The following is a 15,599-nucleotide window of genomic DNA, read 5'->3' as shown; positions in this document are numbered from 1 at the left end:
TGTGATGACCGAGCACCGCCCTGGACCCGTCGGCGACCTCGTCACGACGATCGCCGACGTCCACCTGTCCGGACCGCGCCGCGGAGGCTCGTCCGATGCCGAACGGGTCGACGTCCTGCTGGAGGGCGGCTCGATCGTGGCGATCCGACCCGCCGACCCGGAGGTCCTGCTCAGCTCCGACCCGGGGGTGTTGGACGGTGGTGGTGGCTTCCTCCTGCCGGGGCTCTGGGACCACCACGTGCACTTCACCCAGTGGGCGCGCACGGCCAGGCGCGTGGACCTGTCCTCGGCCGCATCCGCCGCCGAGGCGGTCGAGTTGGTCGCCGAGCGGATCGCTCAGGAGGCCGACGGTGACGGCTGGGTCGAGGGCGCGAGGTTCCGGGACGCCCTCTGGCCGGACACTCCGACGTTCGCCCTGCTCGACGCGATCGCACCGGACCGCGAGGTCGTGCTGGTCAGCGCCGACCTCCACTGCTGCTGGCTGAACAGCGCGGCGCTCCGGGCCACAGGCTTCGCCGACCATCCCACCGGCCTGTTGCGGGAGGAGGAGTCGTTCGCCGTCCTCAAGCAGCTCGACCAGGTCGCCGACGAGCTCTCCGACCGCTGGGTCGACGCCGCAGCCGACCAGGCGGCATCCCGCGGCGTCGTCGGTGTCGTCGATCTGGAGATGCGCTGGAACGCCGCGGACTGGATCCGTCGGGTCGGGAACGGGACTCGCGCGCTCCGCATCTCCTTCGGTGTGTACGCCGAGCACCTCGAGCGCGCGATCGACGCCGGACTCGTGACCGGGGGAGTGCTCGCCGGAACGGACGGTCTGGTGCAGGTCGGCCCGTTCAAGGTCATCACCGACGGATCCCTCAACACCCGGACGGCCTGCTGCGACGCGCCCTATCCGGGTTCGGCTCCTGGAACCGATGCGCACGGGATGCTCAACGTCCCGCCGGAGCGACTCACCGCATTGCTCACCCTTGCGACCGCCAACGGCCTCCACTGCGCGGTGCACGCCATCGGCGACCGAGCGAACACCCTGGCGCTCGACGCGATCGAGACGACCGGCGCGAGGGGCACGATCGAGCACGCGCAGCTGCTCCGGGCGTCCGACCTCGAGCGGTTCGCGCGGACCGGGACGGCTGCGAGCGTCCAGCCGGAACACGCGATGGACGATCGGGACATCGCCGAGGTCCACTGGGCCGGGCGCACCGACCGTGCCTTCGTGCTCCGCAGCCTCCTCGACGCCGGTGCCACGCTCCGACTCGGTTCCGACGCCCCGGTCGCTCCGCTCGACCCGTGGGTCTCCATCGCCGCCGCTGTGACGCGCAGCCGCTATGGACGCGAGGCCTGGCACGGCGAGCAGGCCATCACGGTCGAGGAAGCACTGGCGGCGTCGACCAGAGGAGACGACGACGTGGTGGCCGTCGGCCGCCCCGCCGACCTCGTCGTCGTGGGGTTCGACCCGTTCTCCTGCGCACCGGAGGCCCTGCGCACCATGCCGGTCCTGGCGACGATGCTGGGTGGGCGCCTGACGGCGGCCGTGAGGCCCGGCCCGGGGGCGTGATCCTGCGCGGCCCGCGGGAACACGACGAAGGGGCAGCCACGATCGACTGCCCCTTCGGCGGTGATGCTGCGGGTGATCCGCCCGGTTGCTAGCGGCTGAGGTGGGCGAAGAGGAACCAGCGGTCCTTGTCGAGGCCGCGGGCGATCTCGATCGCGACGTCCTGGCTGGTCTGGTCGAGCTCGTCGAGCTCGTCGACCGCGGTGTTGACCGAGGCGGAAGCTGCGTCGATCAGGGCGATGACCTCGGCGATCGTGCGGTCGGACTGCTGGAAGCCCTCGCTCAGCTCAGGCGTGCTGGTCTTGGCGGCGACGGTGCTGAGGCGCGCGTCGACCGGGAGGCCGAGGGCGACGATGCGCTCTGCGGCGAGGTCGGCCCACTCCTGCGCGTGGTCGACGATGTCGTCGAGCAGTTCGTGGACGCCGATGAAGTTCGCACCACGCACGTGCCAGTGGGCCTGCTTGCCGTTGACGACGATGGCGGTGAGGTCGACGACGACGGGGCTGAGGAACTGCGCGGTGCCTGCTGCGACGTCCGGGTTGGCGACGGCCTGCGGAATGGAGGTGGTGATGTCGGTCATGGTGTTTCCCCTTCGTTGACGAGTGAGGCCCTGGTCGGACGGATTCGTCGGTCTGCTTGAATGCAACGGTACTCAGCCGCAGACATTCCGCAAGGAAGTCGAGGCTCGGCTTACGAAGGGTGCACTCAGCAAGGAAAGCCTGACCGTACCGGCGATTCACCCCGGAACGACGCGGGTTCCCGTCCGTCGGGGCCGCCTGCGATAGCGTGGCCGGTATGACGCTGCACGGTACGGTCAGGAAACTCTCAGACGGACGCTCGCCCCACATCGATCCGAGCGCCTACACGGCGCCGGGATCCGTGCTGGTGGGAGCCGTCACGCTCGCCGCGGATTCGAGCGTCTGGTACAACGCCGTCCTGCGCGCGGACTCCGACTCGATCACGCTCGGCGCCGGGTCCAACATCCAGGACGGGGTCGCCGTGCACACGGACAGCGGCCACCCGACGGTCATCGGGCGCAACGTCTCCGTCGGACACAACGCGGTCGTCCACGGCTGCACCGTCGAGGACGACTGCCTCATCGGCATGGGTTCCGTGGTCCTGAGCGGAGCCGTGATCGGTGCCGGGTCGCTCGTCGCCGGGGGAGCCGTGGTCCTCGAGGGCATGATCGTGCCGCCCGGTTCGCTCGTCGCGGGGGTCCCGGCCAAGGTGCGGCGGGAACTGACGGCTGACGAGCAGGAGGCGATCAAGCAGAACGCCGCACACTACGTCGCCCTCAGAGCGGTACACGCCGCAGCCGTCGACGAGGATTAGCGGCGGCGTGCGTCGCGCTTCTTGAGGCGACGCTGCGCGGCGAGCGAGCCAGAGAGGCAGACGACGCAGCCGATCATGCAGATGAGGCCGACGCCGAGTCGTCCGGTCGCGAGCGCGTACACCCCGACGAAGAAGACGAGCGCGCCGGCCACTGTCCAGATGTGGGGCCAGATCGCGTCGAGTCGCATGCGCTCAGCCTAGGGCTTGGGGCATCCTCTGCTCCGTCCTGCCCGCGCGGATCTGTCGAAGCGCTCAGCGGGGACCTCCCGCTCCGGCGATCTTGTCCCGGTCCCTGCATAACCTCATCCGGTCCCTGAGTAATCAAACCTCCGGCCCCTGAGCCTGTCGAAGGGCACGCGGAGAACCTCACGAATCCCGGTCCCTGAGCCTGTCGAAGGGCACACGAGGACACTTCCACAACCGGTGCGACTCGGCATCTGGAATGTCAGTGGTCCATGATGGACTTGTTCCATGACCGAGACCACCCTTTCCGCGATCCGCGTCGGCGACGAGTACGCCGCGCAGCTCGCGGAGTTCTCGGAGCAGTACGCGGAGATCCAGCGGCGTCGCGCCAAACTGGACGCCGAGGAGGTCCGGCTCCTCGCCCTCTCTGCCGCCTACGCGGACGCCTTCGCAGACGCCACGGTTCCGGCGATCTTCCCGCCGGCGGAACGTCAGGCCCTCTCCCGTCGTTCGACCTGTGCGGCGCTCGCGATGGCGACACGCACCCCTGAGCGGACCGTGCAGCGTGCGACGAACGACGCCGAGCGGCTCGTCAACGACGCACCGGCCGTGCTCGCCTCCCTTGAAGCGGGCCGCATCTCGGCCAGGCACGCGCAGACGATCATCGACCAACTCAGTGACGTCCCGGTAGCCGGGCGGGCGGTGTTCCTCGCCGAGGTCCTGCCGGTCGCAGAGGAGTCCACGAACGCGAACCTCCGCAGGCGCGCCCGCGTCCTGCGCGAGCGTCTGCACCCCGAGTCGATCACCGCCCGAGCGATCCGCTCCGAGGCCGACCGCCGGGTCGAGTTCGAACCCGCAGCGGACGGGATGGCGTGGGTGCATCTGTTCACCACGGCCCCGATCGCCCAGGGCGTCATCGAGCGGGTTGAGGCCGCGGCGGCTGAGTCGCGCAACGCCGGCGACACCCGCACCTGCGCACAACTGCAGGCCGACGCACTCGCAGCGCTCGCCCTCACCGGCGTCACGCCCGAGGACGTGATGTCGAGCCCGGTGCTCCCGCACCCGATCGAGGTCCAGGAGCACATCAAGCCCACGGTCCACATCACCGTCCCCGCGCTGAGCATGGCCGGCGTCTCCGACGCCCCGGCAACCCTCGACGGCTACGGCCCGATCGACCCGGCGACCGCGGCCCGGATCGCCGTGAACGCTCCGAGCTTCACCCGGATCCTGGTCCAGCCGGAAACGGGATCCGTGCTCTCCGTCGGGCGGAACCAGTACCGCGTTCCGGCCGACCTCCAACGCGCTGTGCGCCTCCGGGACGGCACCTGTAGGGCACCAGGCTGCGGCAGACGCGCCAGGGCCTGTGACCTCGACCATTCCGTCGCGTGGGAGGACGGCGGCACCACGGATGTCGGCAATCTCGCCTGCCTGTGTCGACATCACCACCGGATGAAACACCTGCCCGGATGGAACCTCGAGCACGGTCCCGGCGGGGTCCTCGACTGGACAACGCCAGACGGAAAACACCACCGGACCGAACCGGACCCGGCGCCGTTCTGACCTCCGAACGACAAGGCGTCCTCGTGGGCACTTCGACAGGCTCAGTGACCGGGAGGACGCACTCAGCGAGCGGGAGAGGTGTGCCCGGAACGATGAGGCGTCCTCGTGGGCACCTCGACAGGCTCAGCGACCGGGAGAGGGGCGCTCGGGACGCTTCGCGCTCTGGGCCTGTCGAAGGGTGCGACGTCAGGAAGTCCCTGCGCGATGACCGAACCGTCGCGCCTGCTCTCGCGGCGCCACCTGGTTCTGATGGATCGAGAGGGGATGACGGGAATCGAACCCGCGTAATCAGTTTGGAAGACTGAGGCTCTACCATTGAGCTACATCCCCGAGGCGCCGCACTGCGACGAACTCACCCGGCAATGCTACTGCATCCCGAGCGCCCATCCGTGCAGCCACGTGTGCCGAGGCCGGTTCCGCCCCGGAAACCGCACAGGGGCCGCACAGATTCTGGGCTAGACTGACCGAGGCCATTTCGCCCACCGCTCGTCGGTCGGGCCGGCTGGCCGGATTGTCGCCGATCCGGGGCGTAGCTCAGCTTGGTAGAGCGCCCGGTTTGGGACCGGGAGGTCGCAGGTTCGAATCCTGTCGCCCCGACTTTGTTTTGCGTCCTCAACTGAGGCAGAATCCCCGACACAGGAGAAGTAATCACGTGAAGACCACGGTCGAGAAGCTGAGCCCCACTCGCGTCAAGCTCGCCATCGCGGTGACGCCCGAGGAGCTCAAGCCGAGCATCACCCACGCCTACGGACACATCGCCGAGGACATCAACGTCCCCGGCTTCCGTAAGGGCAAGGTGCCACCGGCGATCATCGACCAGCGCGTCGGCAAGGGTGCCGTGATCGAGCACGCCGTCAACGAGGGCCTCGACGGCTTCTTCCGCAAGGCACTCGAGGAGAACGAACTCCGTCCGCTCGGCCGCCCGCAGGCCGACATCGTCGAGTGGCCGAACGAGAAGGACTTCTCCGGCGACCTGCTCGTGAACATCGAGGTCGACGTCCGTCCCGAGATCACGCTTCCCGACTACGAGGGCCTCAAGCTCACCGTCGACGCCCAGGAAGCCGGCGAAGCCGACGTCCAGGACGAGCTCGACCGCATCCGCGCACGCTTCGGCACGCTCGTGACCGTCGACCGCCCGGCCAAGACGGGCGACTTCGCCCAGCTCGACCTGGTCGCCAAGATCAACGACGCCGAGGTCGACCGCGCGAGCGGCGTCTCCTACGAGATCGGTTCGGGCGAGCTGCTCTCCGGCATCGACGAGGCACTCGACTCCCTCACCGCCGGTGAGACCACCACCTTCACCTCGCCGCTGCTCGGTGGCGAGCACGAGGGCGAGGACGCCGAGGTCACCGTCACCCTGACCGCCGTCAAGGAGCGCGAGCTCCCCGAGGCCGACGACGACTTCGCTCAGATCGCGAGCGAGTTCGACACCATCGACGAGTTCAAGGCGCAGCTGCGCGAGGTCGTCGAGCGCCAGCAGGTCATCACCCAGGGCCGCGACGCACGCACCGCGCTCGTCGACGCCATGCTCGAGGCCGCGCAGATCCCCGTGCCCGAGAGCGTCATCGAGGACGAGGTGCACCGTCACCTCGAGGGCGAGAACCGCCTCGAGGACGACGAGCACCGCGCCGAGGTCACCGAGTCCAGCGAGAAGGCACTGCGCACGCAGCTCCTCCTCGACGCCCTCGCGGAGTCGCTCAACGTCCAGGTGAACCAGAACGAGCTCACCGAGTACCTCATCCAGAGCGCGTCGCAGTACGGCATGGAGCCCGGTGAATTCATCGAGGCACTCGGCCAGCAGGGTCAGATCCCCGCCATGGTCGGCGAGGTCGCCCGCAACAAGGCCATCGCCATCGCTCTGGGCAAGGCCGAGGTCGTCGACTCCAACGGCAAGCCCGTCGACCTGAGCGACTTCGTCGCCGTGGTCGAGGATGAGGACGCCGCCACCGAGACTGCAGCCGACGAGACGACCGAGGCTCCGGCCGAGGACGCCGCCGACGAGGCTCCGGTCGAGGCCGAGCCGAAGAAGGCCGCCGCCAAGAAGGCACCTGCGAAGAAGGCGCCCGCCAAGAAGGCACCGGCCAAGAAGGCCGCTGCCGACGAGGCCGCTGCCGAGTAGGACAGCAACCAGCAGTGACGACAGGGGCGGAAGCGATTCCGCCCCTGTCGTCGTCTCCGGACACATCAGCCGAATGGGAGCAATGATGACGACGACCGACGCAAACGGCTGGGACGACCGGGTCGCAGCCGTCTGGGCCGACGAGACCATCGACGACGAGCAGCGCATCGCGGCCATCGACGCGCTGGTCGCGGAGCGTCCGGCGGGCGACGCCCGTGCCGCGTTCGAGGCTGCCGGTGCACGCGACTCCGCCGGCCACGAGGTCGAGGCCGAGGTCTTCTACCGTGCCGCCCTCGAAGCCGGGCTCGACGAGGAGCACCGTCCGCAGGCGATCATCCAACTGGCCAGCACGCTCCGTAACCTCGGCCGGACCGCTGAGAGCGTCGATCTGCTCGAACAGCAGCTCGCGGACGATCCGACCGGTCCGTACGCGGACGCGACCGCGGCCTTCCTGGCACTGGCGCTCTCCAGCTCGGGGGACCCGCGCCGAGCGACCGCGGTCGCCCTCCGTGCCCTTGTGCCGCACCTCCCGCGCTACCACCGGTCCGTCAGCGCCTACGCCGACGAACTCGAGACGGATCCGCTCCGCTGAGCCCCGGCGGTCGCGCGGTCCGTCCGCTCGCCGTCCGCCTCCGGCGAACCCCGCCGCCCGGGAGTCTGCCGAGGGCGAACAGGGCGTTGGTGGTGCGTCGCCTCCGATAGATTCGAACCACTGCACAACCGAAACGGAGCGATAATGGCCGAACCACAGTTCTCGCCCAGCGTCTTTGACCGCCTGCTGAAGGACCGGATCATCTGGCTGGGCGCCGAGGTCCGCGACGAGAACGCGAACGAGATCGCGGCCAAGCTGCTGCTGCTCGCCGCGGACGACCCGAAGCGCGACATCTACCTCTACATCAACTCGCCCGGTGGCTCCATCACGGCCGGCATGGCCATCTACGACACCATGCAGTTCGTGCCGAACGACATCGTCACGGTCGGTATCGGCATGGCCGCGTCGATGGGTCAGCTCCTCCTCACGGCCGGCACCAAGGGCAAGCGCTACATCACCCCGAACGCCCGCGTGCTCCTCCACCAGCCGCACGGCGGATTCGGCGGGACGTCGAGCGACATCCAGACCCAGGCGCAGCTCATCCTCGATATGAAGCGCCGTCTCGCCGAGATCACCGCGGCACAGACCGGCAAGAGCGTCGAGCAGATCAACGCCGATGGCGACCGCGACCGCTGGTTCAACGCCGAAGAGGCGCTCGAATACGGTTTCGTCGACCACCTCCGTGAGTCCGCGCTCGACGTGGCCGGCGGCGGCGGAACCGTCGACAGCGACAAGTAACCCGGCTTCGACCAGACAGGAATGCAACACATGGAGACTCCAACGTTCAGTGCGGCGGGCCGCTCGCTGCAGATGCCGGGTGCTCGCTACATCCTCCCGAGCTTCGAAGAGCGCACGGCCTACGGCTACAAGCGCCAGGACCCGTACGCGAAGCTCTTCGAGGACCGCATCATCTTCCTCGGCGTGCAGGTCGACGACGCGTCGGCCGACGACATCATGGCCCAGCTGCTCGTGCTCGAGAGCATGGACCCCGACCGCGACATCGTCATGTACATCAACTCGCCCGGTGGCTCGTTCACCGCGATGACGGCGATCTACGACACGATGCAGTACATCCGTCCGCACGTCATGACGGTGGTCCTCGGACAGGCGGCCTCTGCCGCTGCCGTGCTCACCGCCGCCGGTACGCCGGGTAAGCGCCTGGCGCTCCCGAACGCCCGCATCCTGATCCACCAGCCCGCCGTCGGCGAGGCCGGCCACGGGCAGGCTTCGGACATCGAGATCCAGGCGGCCGAGATCCTCCGCATGCGCGGCTGGCTCGAGTCGACCCTGGCCCACCACTCCAACCGTTCGGTGGAGCAGGTCAACAAGGACATCGACCGCGACAAGATCCTCTCGGCCGCCGAGGCGCTCGAGTACGGTCTCATCGACCAGGTGCTCACCTCACGGAAGAACCCGATCGCGGCCATCACGGCCTGACCCGGTTCCCGTGCTCACGACTCGGCGCGTCATCCCAGCGGGGTGGCGCGCCGAGTTGTCGCAGGGACAGGTTAGGCTCGGAGCACCGAATCTCCAGGGAGAGGGAAAGACATGGCACGGATAGGCGAAAGCGCCGATCTGCTCAAGTGCTCGTTCTGCGGCAAGAGCCAGAAGCAGGTCCAGCAGCTGATCGCTGGTCCCGGCGTGTACATCTGCGACGAGTGCGTCGAGTTGTGCAACGAGATCATCGCCGAGCGACTCGCCGAAGCGAGCGAGGAGACGGTGAGCGAGTTCGACCTCCCGAAGCCGAAGGAGATCTTCGCCTTCCTCGAGGAGTACGTCATCGGCCAGGAGGCCGCGAAGAAGGCGCTCTCGGTCGCGGTGTACAACCACTACAAGCGCGTCCGCTCCCGCGCCACGCTCGCTCCCGCCGAGACGGTGCACGACGACATCGAGATCGCGAAGAGCAACATCCTCCTCATCGGCCCGACGGGCTGCGGCAAGACCTATCTCGCGCAGACCCTCGCGAAGCGACTCAACGTCCCCTTCGCCGTCGCCGATGCGACTGCACTGACCGAGGCCGGCTACGTCGGCGAGGACGTCGAGAACATCCTCCTCAAGCTCATCCAGGCCGCCGACTACGACGTCAAGCGCGCGGAGACCGGGATCATCTACATCGACGAGGTCGACAAGATCGCCCGGAAGGCGGAGAACCCCTCCATCACGCGCGACGTCTCCGGTGAGGGCGTCCAGCAGGCGCTCCTCAAGATCCTCGAGGGCACCGTCGCCTCGGTACCCCCGCAGGGCGGCCGGAAGCACCCGCACCAGGAGTTCATCCAGATCGACACGACGAACGTCCTGTTCATCGTGGCAGGCGCCTTCGCCGGGCTGGAGGAGATCATCTCCTCCCGCGCGGGCAAGAAGGGCATCGGTTTCGGTGCACCTCTGCACAGCAAGGGCGACGACGTGAACCTCTTCGGCGAGGTCCTGCCGGAAGACCTCCATAAGTTCGGTCTCATCCCCGAGTTCATCGGTCGCCTGCCGGTCGTCACGACGGTCACACCGCTCGACCAGCATGCGCTCATGGAGATCCTCACGGTCCCGAAGAACGCGCTCGTGCGTCAGTACCAGCGCATGTTCGAGATCGACGGCGTCGAGCTGGAGTTCGACCAGGCGGCACTCGAAGCGATCGCCGACCTCGCCGTCCTCCGCAAGACCGGTGCCCGAGGACTCCGAGCCATCATGGAAGAGGTGCTCGGGCCGATCATGTTCGAGGTGCCCTCCACCGACGAGGTCGCTCGCGTGGTCATCACCCGGGAGTCCGTCGTCGAGAACGCGGCCCCGACGATCGTCCCTCGTGCGGCTCGCCGCCAGGAGAAGTCGGCCTAGACGACACCCAGCGGCGAACAGCCCGCCGCAGCGCCCGGATCCTCCGGAGTAGCTGCGGCGGGCTTCGTCGTTCAGTCCTCGAGCCCGCGGCGTCGGAGGAGCGGCTCGATGACCGCGTCGCGCCCACGGAAGTCGCGGTAGGCCTCCAGCGGATCCTTCGAACCGCCGACCCCGAGGAGCCTGGTGCGGAAGCGGTCGCCGTTCTCCCTCGTCAGTCCGCCGTTCTCCGTGAACCAGTCGACGGTGTCGGCGTCGAGCACCTCGCTCCAGATGTAGGAGTAGTAGCCGGCGTCGTATCCACCCGAGAAGGTGTGGGCGAAATACGTGCTCGCGTAGCGGGGCGGGACGGCCGGATTGTCGAGTCCGGAGGATCGGAGCGCCGCCGCCTCGAAGGCCTCCACATCGTCGACGCGGTCATCCGCACCGATGCTGTGCCACGCCTGGTCGAGCATCGCCGCGGCGAGGTACTCGCTCGTCGAGAAGCCCTCGTTGAACCCCTCGGACGCCTGGAGCTTCGCCACCAGTTCCTGCGGCATCGGCTCACCGGTCTCGACGTGCCTGGCGTAGCCGGCGAGCACCTCGGGCCACAGCATCCACATCTCGTTCACCTGGCTCGGGAACTCGACGAAGTCCCGGAAGACGTTCGTACCGGAGAATCGCGGGTACTCGACCTCCGCGAAGAGACCGTGCAGCGCGTGGCCGAACTCGTGGAAGAAGGTCGTGACCTCGTCGAGGCTCAGCAGGGTGGGTTCGCCCTGGGCCGGCTTTGGGACGTTCAGGTTGTTGACCACGACGGTGGGCTGGTCGAGCAGGCGGTTCTGGGAGATGAGCGCGTTCATCCAGGCGCCGCCGCGCTTGCTGTCGCGGGTGTACAGGTCGAGGAGGTACAGGCCGAGGCCGGAGCCGTCCTCGTTCCAGACCTCGAAGACACGGACGTCGGGGTGGTAGCCCTGGAGGTCGGTCCGTTCGGCGAAGGTGATGCCGTAGAGCTTGGTCGCTGCGGCGAACACCCCGTCGAACAGGACCCGCTCCGCTTCGAAGTAGGGGCGCATCACGCTGGTGTCGACGTCGAACCGGTCGATCCTGACCTGTTCGGTCGCGAACGGCCAGTCCCATGCCTCGACGGTCTCGAGGCCGGTGACCCGCTCGAGCTCGCGCTGTTCCCGATCCGCGTTGCGGGCGGCGGGGATCGCCAGACGGGAGAGGAGCGCTGCGACGGCCTCCGGTGTCCCCGCGGTCTGGTCCGCGGTGATCACCGCCGCGTGCGACGGGAACCCCAGGAGCGCGGCGCGCTCGGCTCGGAGGCGGGTGATCTCGAGCACGAGGTCACGGTTGTCGTTCGGTCCGCCGTGCGTGCCGCGGGCACGGGAGGCCGTCATGATCCGCTCGCGGACGCCGCGGTGCGTCAACGACGACAGCGCCGGATGACCGGTCGGGAGGACGAGGGTGATGAGCCATCCGTCGAGACCTCGTTCGGCGGCCGCCTGGGCCGCAGCGGAGATCTCGCCCGCACTCAGGCCGTCGAGCTCAGCGGCATCGGAGAGGTGGACGGCGAGGTCGTTGGTGTCGGCCAGGAGCTGCTTCTCGAACCGGGTGGTCAGCGTCGAGAGGCGGAGATTGAGGTCGGAGAGCCGCTGCTTCTCCTCGGCGTCGAGACCGGCGCCCGCGAGCGTGTGTTCGCTGTACACGCGTCGGACCAGGTAGGCCGCCTCGGCCGACAGCTGGAGGTCGTCGAGATTCGCGTGGACCGCCGCGATCCGCGCGTGCAGCGCGGGGTCGAGCCTGATCGCGTCCTCGTGGGCGGCCAGCTGCGGAGCGAGCTCCTCCTCGAGTGCATTGGTGAACGTGGAGCTGTCCGCCGAACTCTGATTGAAGAAGACCGCTGCGACCCGCCTGAGGATCGCGCCGCTCCGTTCGAGCGGGATCAGAGTGTTTTCGAAGGTCGGCGCGTCGTCCTGCGCGGTGATCGCCGCGATCTCGTCGAGTTGCTGCGCGAACCCGGCTGTGAATGCGGGGCGGAAGTGCTCCTCGCGGATCTCGCCGAACGGCGGCAGCTGATAGGGGAGTGTGCTCGGCTGGAGGAACGGATTCGTGTGTGATTCCATACCTCACCCTATCCAGCGCGTCGGGGAGGAGGCTCAGTCCTCGTCGTCGTGGTCGTCGTCCGGCCGGGTGAGGCTGACGGAGCCGTCCGCGTGCTGACGGATGGTCGTGCCGTCGTCGAGCTCGACGACGGGTCGGCGTTCGAGCCAGGTGAGGGTCCAACGCCACGAGGATGCGTCCACGCCCTGCGCGAGCAACTCCTGCTCCTCGGCGGCGATGGCCGTCCGCACCGGCGTCGGCACGTTCTCCGGTGGCTTGGCGCCGACGGCCCAGCGGGTCCCGAGTTGCATCACGGCTCCAGGTCGTAGGTGACCCAGCTCGTGCGGGTCGCCAGCTTGTCGTACACGGCCTGGGCGCGCTCGTTGTCGGCGGCGGTGATCCACCGCACGACGCTGTGGCCGTCCGCCTTCGCGAGGTCGCGGACGTGCTCGATCAGCGCGGTCCCGACTCCTCCGGTGCGGGCCTCCTCGGCGACGAAGAGGTCGTCGAGGTAGAGCCCGGTCCCACCGGCGAGGGCACGGGGGAACACCCGATAGTGGGCGAGGCCGACGAGGGCGCCCTGTGCGTCCTCCGCGACGAGCGCGGTCAACGGGTGGGTCGGGTCGCTGAGCCAGCCCCACACGAGGACGGCTTTCTCGTCGGTCAGGGGGTTGCCGTAGAAGTCCCCGTAGCCGGAGTACAGCGCGTGCCACGCGAACAGGTCGCTCTCGACGGCGGGACGGATGGTGACGCTCATGCGCGTGCCTCCTCGGGGTCGGCCGCCGGGGCGAAGACGATGTCGCCGACCGACAGGACGTCGGCGGTGCGGAACTCGAGGGACTCGATGCGTCCGACGGCGCGGAGGTCGTCGGCGACGAGCGCGAGCAGCTCGATCGATGCGGCGGGTCCGGCGATGACCGCGGAGTCCACCGGGGTCTTCTGGGACGCCTTGGCATCCGTCTTCGCGCGCCGGATGCCCGTGAGCGCCTCGCTCGAGAGCTGCAGCACCTGCGGTTCGCCCGCTGCGAGTCCTGCGAACTCCTCGTCGGTCGGCCAGCTGGCACGGTGCACGGAGCCGTCGTGCGTCCAGGACCAGGCTTCCTCGGCCGCGAACGGGATGAACGGGGCGAACAGGCGGAGCAGGGTCGAGAGCGCGATCCGCAGCGCAGCCACCGCCGAAGCCTGCTCAGGGCTCTCCTCGCCGTAGGCCCGCTCCTTGACGAGCTCGAGGTAGTCGTCGCAGAAGGTCCAGAAGAACGCCTCGGTGAGCTCGAGCGCGCGCGCGTGGTCGTAACCGGCCAGCGCACTGCTGGCGTCGGCGACGGTCTTGCGGAGGACGCTCAGCATGGCGAGGTCGACGGCCTCCGTCACCGGGGCGTCTTCACGACCGGTGAACCCGAGGATGAACTTCGAGGCGTTGAGCACCTTGATCGCCAGGCGTCGGCCGATCTTGATCTGCGTCGGGTTCTGCGGGTCGAAGGCGGCGTCGGTGCCGAGACGGCTCGAGGCCGCCCAGTACCGGACGGCGTCCGAACCGTGCTGTTCGAGCATGGCCGCCGGCGTGACGACGTTGCCCTTCGACTTCGACATCTTCTTGCGGTCGGGGTCGACGATGAAGCCGGACACGGAGGCGTGCTCCCACGGCTTCCGGTCGTACTCGAGGACGCTGCGGAGCATGGTGGAGAACAGCCAGGTGCGGATGATGTCCTGACCCTGCGGGCGCAGCGAGTACGGGAACACGAGATCCCAGAGTTCGGGGTCGCGCTCCCAGCCGCCGGCGAGCTGCGGGGTGAGGCTCGACGTGGCCCAGGTGTCCATGACGTCGACCTCGCCCATGAACCCACCGGGGACGCCGCGCTGCGACTCGTCGTAACCGGGTGCGGCATCGCTGGAGGGATCGACGGGCAGAGCGGCGTGGTCCGGCGCGATCGGCTGGTCGTAGACCGGGTTGCCGTCGGCGTCGAGCGGGTACCAGAGGGGGATCGGCACACCGAAGAAGCGCTGGCGGGAGATCAGCCAGTCGCCCGACAGACCACCGACCCAGTTCTCGTAGCGCACGCGCATGAAGTCGGGGTGCCACTCGAGCTCCGAGCCGAGTTCGAGGAGGCGGCTGCGGAGCTGTTCGTCGCGGGCGCCGTTGCGGATGTACCACTGGCGGGTCGAGACGATCTCGAGCGGCTTGTCGCCCTTCTCGAAGAACTTCACCGGGTGGGTGATCTGCTTCGGCTCGCCGATCAGGTCGCCCGAGGCTGCGAGGAGGTCGACGACGGTCTGCTTGGCGCTGAAGACGGTCTTCCCGGCGAGCTGCGCGTACGCCTCGAGACCGGCTTCGGAGGTGATCGCCTCAGGGGCCTCCGAGATGACGCGGCCGTCGAAGCCGAGGATCGCGCGGTTGGGGAGGTCGAGTTCGCGCCACCACACGATGTCGGTGATGTCACCGAAGGTGCACACCATCGCGATGCCGGCGCCCTTGTCGGGCTGGGCGAGGTGGTGGGCGAGCACGGGTACCTCGACGCCGAACACCGGCGTGGTCACGGTCGTGCCGAACAGCGGCTTGAAGCGCTCGTCGTCGGGGTGGGCGACGAGGGCGACGCAGGCGGGGAGGAGCTCCGGCCGTGTGGTCTCGATCTCGATCGTGCCGCCGTCCGGGCGGTGGAAGGAGAGCCGACGGTAGGTGCCCGGCTGCTCCTTGTCCTCGAGCTCCGCCTGGGCGACCGCCGTGCGGAAGGTAATGTCCCAGAGGGTCGGCGCCATGGCCTGGTAGGCCTCGCCGCGGTCCAGGTTGCGCAGGAACGCGAGCTGGCTCGCCGTGATCGACTCGTCGCCGATGGTGCGGTAGCTCTGCGTCCAGTCCACGGAGAGGCCGAGCGCACGCCAGACGGCCTCGAACTGCTGCTCGTCCTCGACGGTGAGGCGCTCGCACAGCTCGATGAAGTTGCGACGCGAGATCGGGATCTGATCGGCGGCCTTCGTGCTCTTGTTGTCGCCACCCTCGAACGGCGGGGTGAAGTCGGCGTCGTAGGGGAGTGTCGGGTCGCACCGGACGCCGTAGTAGTTCTGGACGCGGCGTTCGGTCGGGAGACCGTTGTCGTCCCAGCCCATGGGGTAGAAGACGCGCTTGCCGGTCATCCGCTGGTAGCGGGCGATCACGTCGGTGTGCGTGTAGCTGAAGACGTGACCGATGTGCAGGGAGCCGGAAGCGGTCGGCGGCGGGGTGTCGATCGAGTAGATGCACTCACGCGTGGCGCCGTCGCGCTCGAACCGGTAGGTCCCCGCGGACTCCCAGGAGGAGCCCCACTTCTGCTCGAGACCTTCGAGGGCCGGCTTGTCCGGGATGCTGGCAGCGGTCATGA

At 68.7% G+C, this 15,599-nt stretch carries 14 protein-coding genes and 2 tRNA genes; 9 read left to right on the top strand and 7 right to left on the bottom strand.

Translation table 11 applies throughout. The features are described 5' to 3' along the window. Nucleotides 1-4: 4 nt before the first annotated feature. Nucleotides 5-1,555, top strand: a complete 1,551-nt coding sequence (locus QRN44_RS11485; RefSeq protein ID WP_121290296.1) for an amidohydrolase — start codon at nt 5-7, stop codon at nt 1,553-1,555. 88 nt (nt 1,556-1,643) lie between these two features. Here QRN44_RS11485 and QRN44_RS11480 read toward each other — a convergent pair whose 3' ends face one another. Next, nucleotides 1,644-2,132 carry a Dps family protein gene (locus QRN44_RS11480; protein ID WP_121290298.1) on the bottom strand — a complete coding sequence of 163 codons (489 nt, stop codon included), beginning with the start codon at nt 2,130-2,132 and terminating at the stop codon, nt 1,644-1,646. Nucleotides 2,133-2,347: 215 nt separating this feature from the next. Here QRN44_RS11480 and QRN44_RS11475 point away from each other — a divergent pair, with 215 nt between their 5' ends. Further along, complete coding sequence (locus QRN44_RS11475; protein ID WP_121290300.1) at nt 2,348-2,884, top strand: gamma carbonic anhydrase family protein; 537 nt, start codon at nt 2,348-2,350, stop codon at nt 2,882-2,884. Here the strand turns inward: QRN44_RS11475 and QRN44_RS11470 are convergent. After that, complete coding sequence (locus tag QRN44_RS11470) at nt 2,881-3,072, bottom strand: hypothetical protein (protein ID WP_064295151.1); 192 nt, start codon at nt 3,070-3,072, stop codon at nt 2,881-2,883. The two genes, QRN44_RS11475 and QRN44_RS11470, sit on opposite strands and share 4 nt — an antisense overlap. A gap of 283 nt (nt 3,073-3,355) precedes the next feature. Between QRN44_RS11470 and QRN44_RS11465 the strand changes: the two genes are divergently transcribed. Continuing rightward, complete coding sequence (locus QRN44_RS11465) at nt 3,356-4,627, top strand: HNH endonuclease signature motif containing protein (RefSeq protein WP_285039185.1); 1,272 nt, start codon at nt 3,356-3,358, stop codon at nt 4,625-4,627. Between the two features lie 259 nt (nt 4,628-4,886). Here the strand turns inward: QRN44_RS11465 and QRN44_RS11460 are convergent. After that, nucleotides 4,887-4,957, bottom strand: a tRNA-Gly gene (locus tag QRN44_RS11460). Nucleotides 4,958-5,150: 193 nt separating this feature from the next. Here QRN44_RS11460 and QRN44_RS11455 point away from each other — a divergent pair. The 6 genes from QRN44_RS11455 (at nt 5,151) to clpX (ending at nt 10,164) form a co-directional block, all read left to right on the top strand. After that, nucleotides 5,151-5,224: transfer RNA gene (locus QRN44_RS11455), tRNA-Pro, on the top strand. A 55-nt stretch (nt 5,225-5,279) separates the two neighbouring features. Further along, nucleotides 5,280-6,746 (top strand): trigger factor, encoded by a 1,467-nt coding sequence (tig, locus tag QRN44_RS11450; RefSeq protein WP_158596579.1) that lies wholly within the window; start codon nt 5,280-5,282, stop codon nt 6,744-6,746. Between the two features lie 85 nt (nt 6,747-6,831). After that, on the top strand, nt 6,832-7,338 hold the full coding sequence (locus QRN44_RS11445; RefSeq protein ID WP_285039184.1) for a tetratricopeptide repeat protein: 507 nt from the start codon (nt 6,832-6,834) through the stop codon (nt 7,336-7,338). Between the two features lie 144 nt (nt 7,339-7,482). Continuing rightward, complete coding sequence (locus QRN44_RS11440; protein ID WP_056006680.1) at nt 7,483-8,076, top strand: ATP-dependent Clp protease proteolytic subunit; 594 nt, start codon at nt 7,483-7,485, stop codon at nt 8,074-8,076. Nucleotides 8,077-8,106: 30 nt separating this feature from the next. Further along, on the top strand, nt 8,107-8,775 hold the full coding sequence (locus QRN44_RS11435; protein WP_071260849.1) for an ATP-dependent Clp protease proteolytic subunit: 669 nt from the start codon (nt 8,107-8,109) through the stop codon (nt 8,773-8,775). 111 nt (nt 8,776-8,886) lie between these two features. After that, nucleotides 8,887-10,164, top strand: a complete 1,278-nt coding sequence (gene clpX / locus QRN44_RS11430; protein ID WP_064295154.1) for an ATP-dependent Clp protease ATP-binding subunit ClpX — start codon at nt 8,887-8,889, stop codon at nt 10,162-10,164. A 71-nt stretch (nt 10,165-10,235) separates the two neighbouring features. Here clpX and QRN44_RS11425 read toward each other — a convergent pair whose 3' ends face one another. The 4 genes from QRN44_RS11425 to valS are packed head-to-tail and all read right to left on the bottom strand — an operon-like array spanning nt 10,236 to nt 15,597. Next, nucleotides 10,236-12,269: a M3 family metallopeptidase gene (locus QRN44_RS11425; RefSeq protein ID WP_285039183.1), complete on the bottom strand. Its 2,034-nt coding sequence runs from the start codon at nt 12,267-12,269 to the stop codon at nt 10,236-10,238. A gap of 33 nt (nt 12,270-12,302) precedes the next feature. After that, nucleotides 12,303-12,557: a hypothetical protein gene (locus QRN44_RS11420; RefSeq protein ID WP_285039182.1), complete on the bottom strand. Its 255-nt coding sequence runs from the start codon at nt 12,555-12,557 to the stop codon at nt 12,303-12,305. Beyond that, nucleotides 12,557-13,003: a GNAT family N-acetyltransferase gene (locus QRN44_RS11415; RefSeq protein WP_175115993.1), complete on the bottom strand. Its 447-nt coding sequence runs from the start codon at nt 13,001-13,003 to the stop codon at nt 12,557-12,559. Before QRN44_RS11415 ends, QRN44_RS11420 begins: the two co-directional genes overlap by 1 nt. Then, nucleotides 13,000-15,597: a valine--tRNA ligase gene (gene valS / locus QRN44_RS11410; protein WP_285039181.1), complete on the bottom strand. Its 2,598-nt coding sequence runs from the start codon at nt 15,595-15,597 to the stop codon at nt 13,000-13,002. Before valS ends, QRN44_RS11415 begins: the two co-directional genes overlap by 4 nt. Nucleotides 15,598-15,599 lie beyond the last annotated feature (2 nt).

The organism is Plantibacter sp. lyk4-40-MEA-4, from assembly GCF_030209415.1.
GTDB classification, from domain to species: Bacteria; Actinomycetota; Actinomycetes; order Actinomycetales; family Microbacteriaceae; genus Plantibacter; species Plantibacter flavus_A.
Note: the sequence above shows the minus strand (reverse complement) of the source record. Positions and strands in the feature narration are given on the sequence as shown.

What these genes read in the sequence shown, in the direction of transcription:
- QRN44_RS11485 (WP_121290296.1), top strand. Translation starts at nt 5, where the DNA reads ATGACCGAGCACCGCCCTGGACCCGTCGGCGACCTCGTCACGACGATC.
- QRN44_RS11480 (WP_121290298.1), bottom strand. Translation starts at nt 2,132, where the DNA reads ATGACCGACATCACCACCTCCATTCCGCAGGCCGTCGCCAACCCGGAC.
- QRN44_RS11475 (WP_121290300.1), top strand. Translation starts at nt 2,348, where the DNA reads ATGACGCTGCACGGTACGGTCAGGAAACTCTCAGACGGACGCTCGCCC.
- QRN44_RS11470 (WP_064295151.1), bottom strand. Translation starts at nt 3,072, where the DNA reads ATGCGACTCGACGCGATCTGGCCCCACATCTGGACAGTGGCCGGCGCG.
- QRN44_RS11465 (WP_285039185.1), top strand. Translation starts at nt 3,356, where the DNA reads ATGACCGAGACCACCCTTTCCGCGATCCGCGTCGGCGACGAGTACGCC.
- QRN44_RS11445 (WP_285039184.1), top strand. Translation starts at nt 6,832, where the DNA reads ATGACGACGACCGACGCAAACGGCTGGGACGACCGGGTCGCAGCCGTC.
- QRN44_RS11440 (WP_056006680.1), top strand. Translation starts at nt 7,483, where the DNA reads ATGGCCGAACCACAGTTCTCGCCCAGCGTCTTTGACCGCCTGCTGAAG.
- QRN44_RS11435 (WP_071260849.1), top strand. Translation starts at nt 8,107, where the DNA reads ATGGAGACTCCAACGTTCAGTGCGGCGGGCCGCTCGCTGCAGATGCCG.
- clpX (WP_064295154.1), top strand. Translation starts at nt 8,887, where the DNA reads ATGGCACGGATAGGCGAAAGCGCCGATCTGCTCAAGTGCTCGTTCTGC.
- QRN44_RS11425 (WP_285039183.1), bottom strand. Translation starts at nt 12,269, where the DNA reads ATGGAATCACACACGAATCCGTTCCTCCAGCCGAGCACACTCCCCTAT.
- QRN44_RS11420 (WP_285039182.1), bottom strand. Translation starts at nt 12,557, where the DNA reads ATGCAACTCGGGACCCGCTGGGCCGTCGGCGCCAAGCCACCGGAGAAC.
- QRN44_RS11415 (WP_175115993.1), bottom strand. Translation starts at nt 13,003, where the DNA reads ATGAGCGTCACCATCCGTCCCGCCGTCGAGAGCGACCTGTTCGCGTGG.
- valS (WP_285039181.1), bottom strand. Translation starts at nt 15,597, where the DNA reads ATGACCGCTGCCAGCATCCCGGACAAGCCGGCCCTCGAAGGTCTCGAG.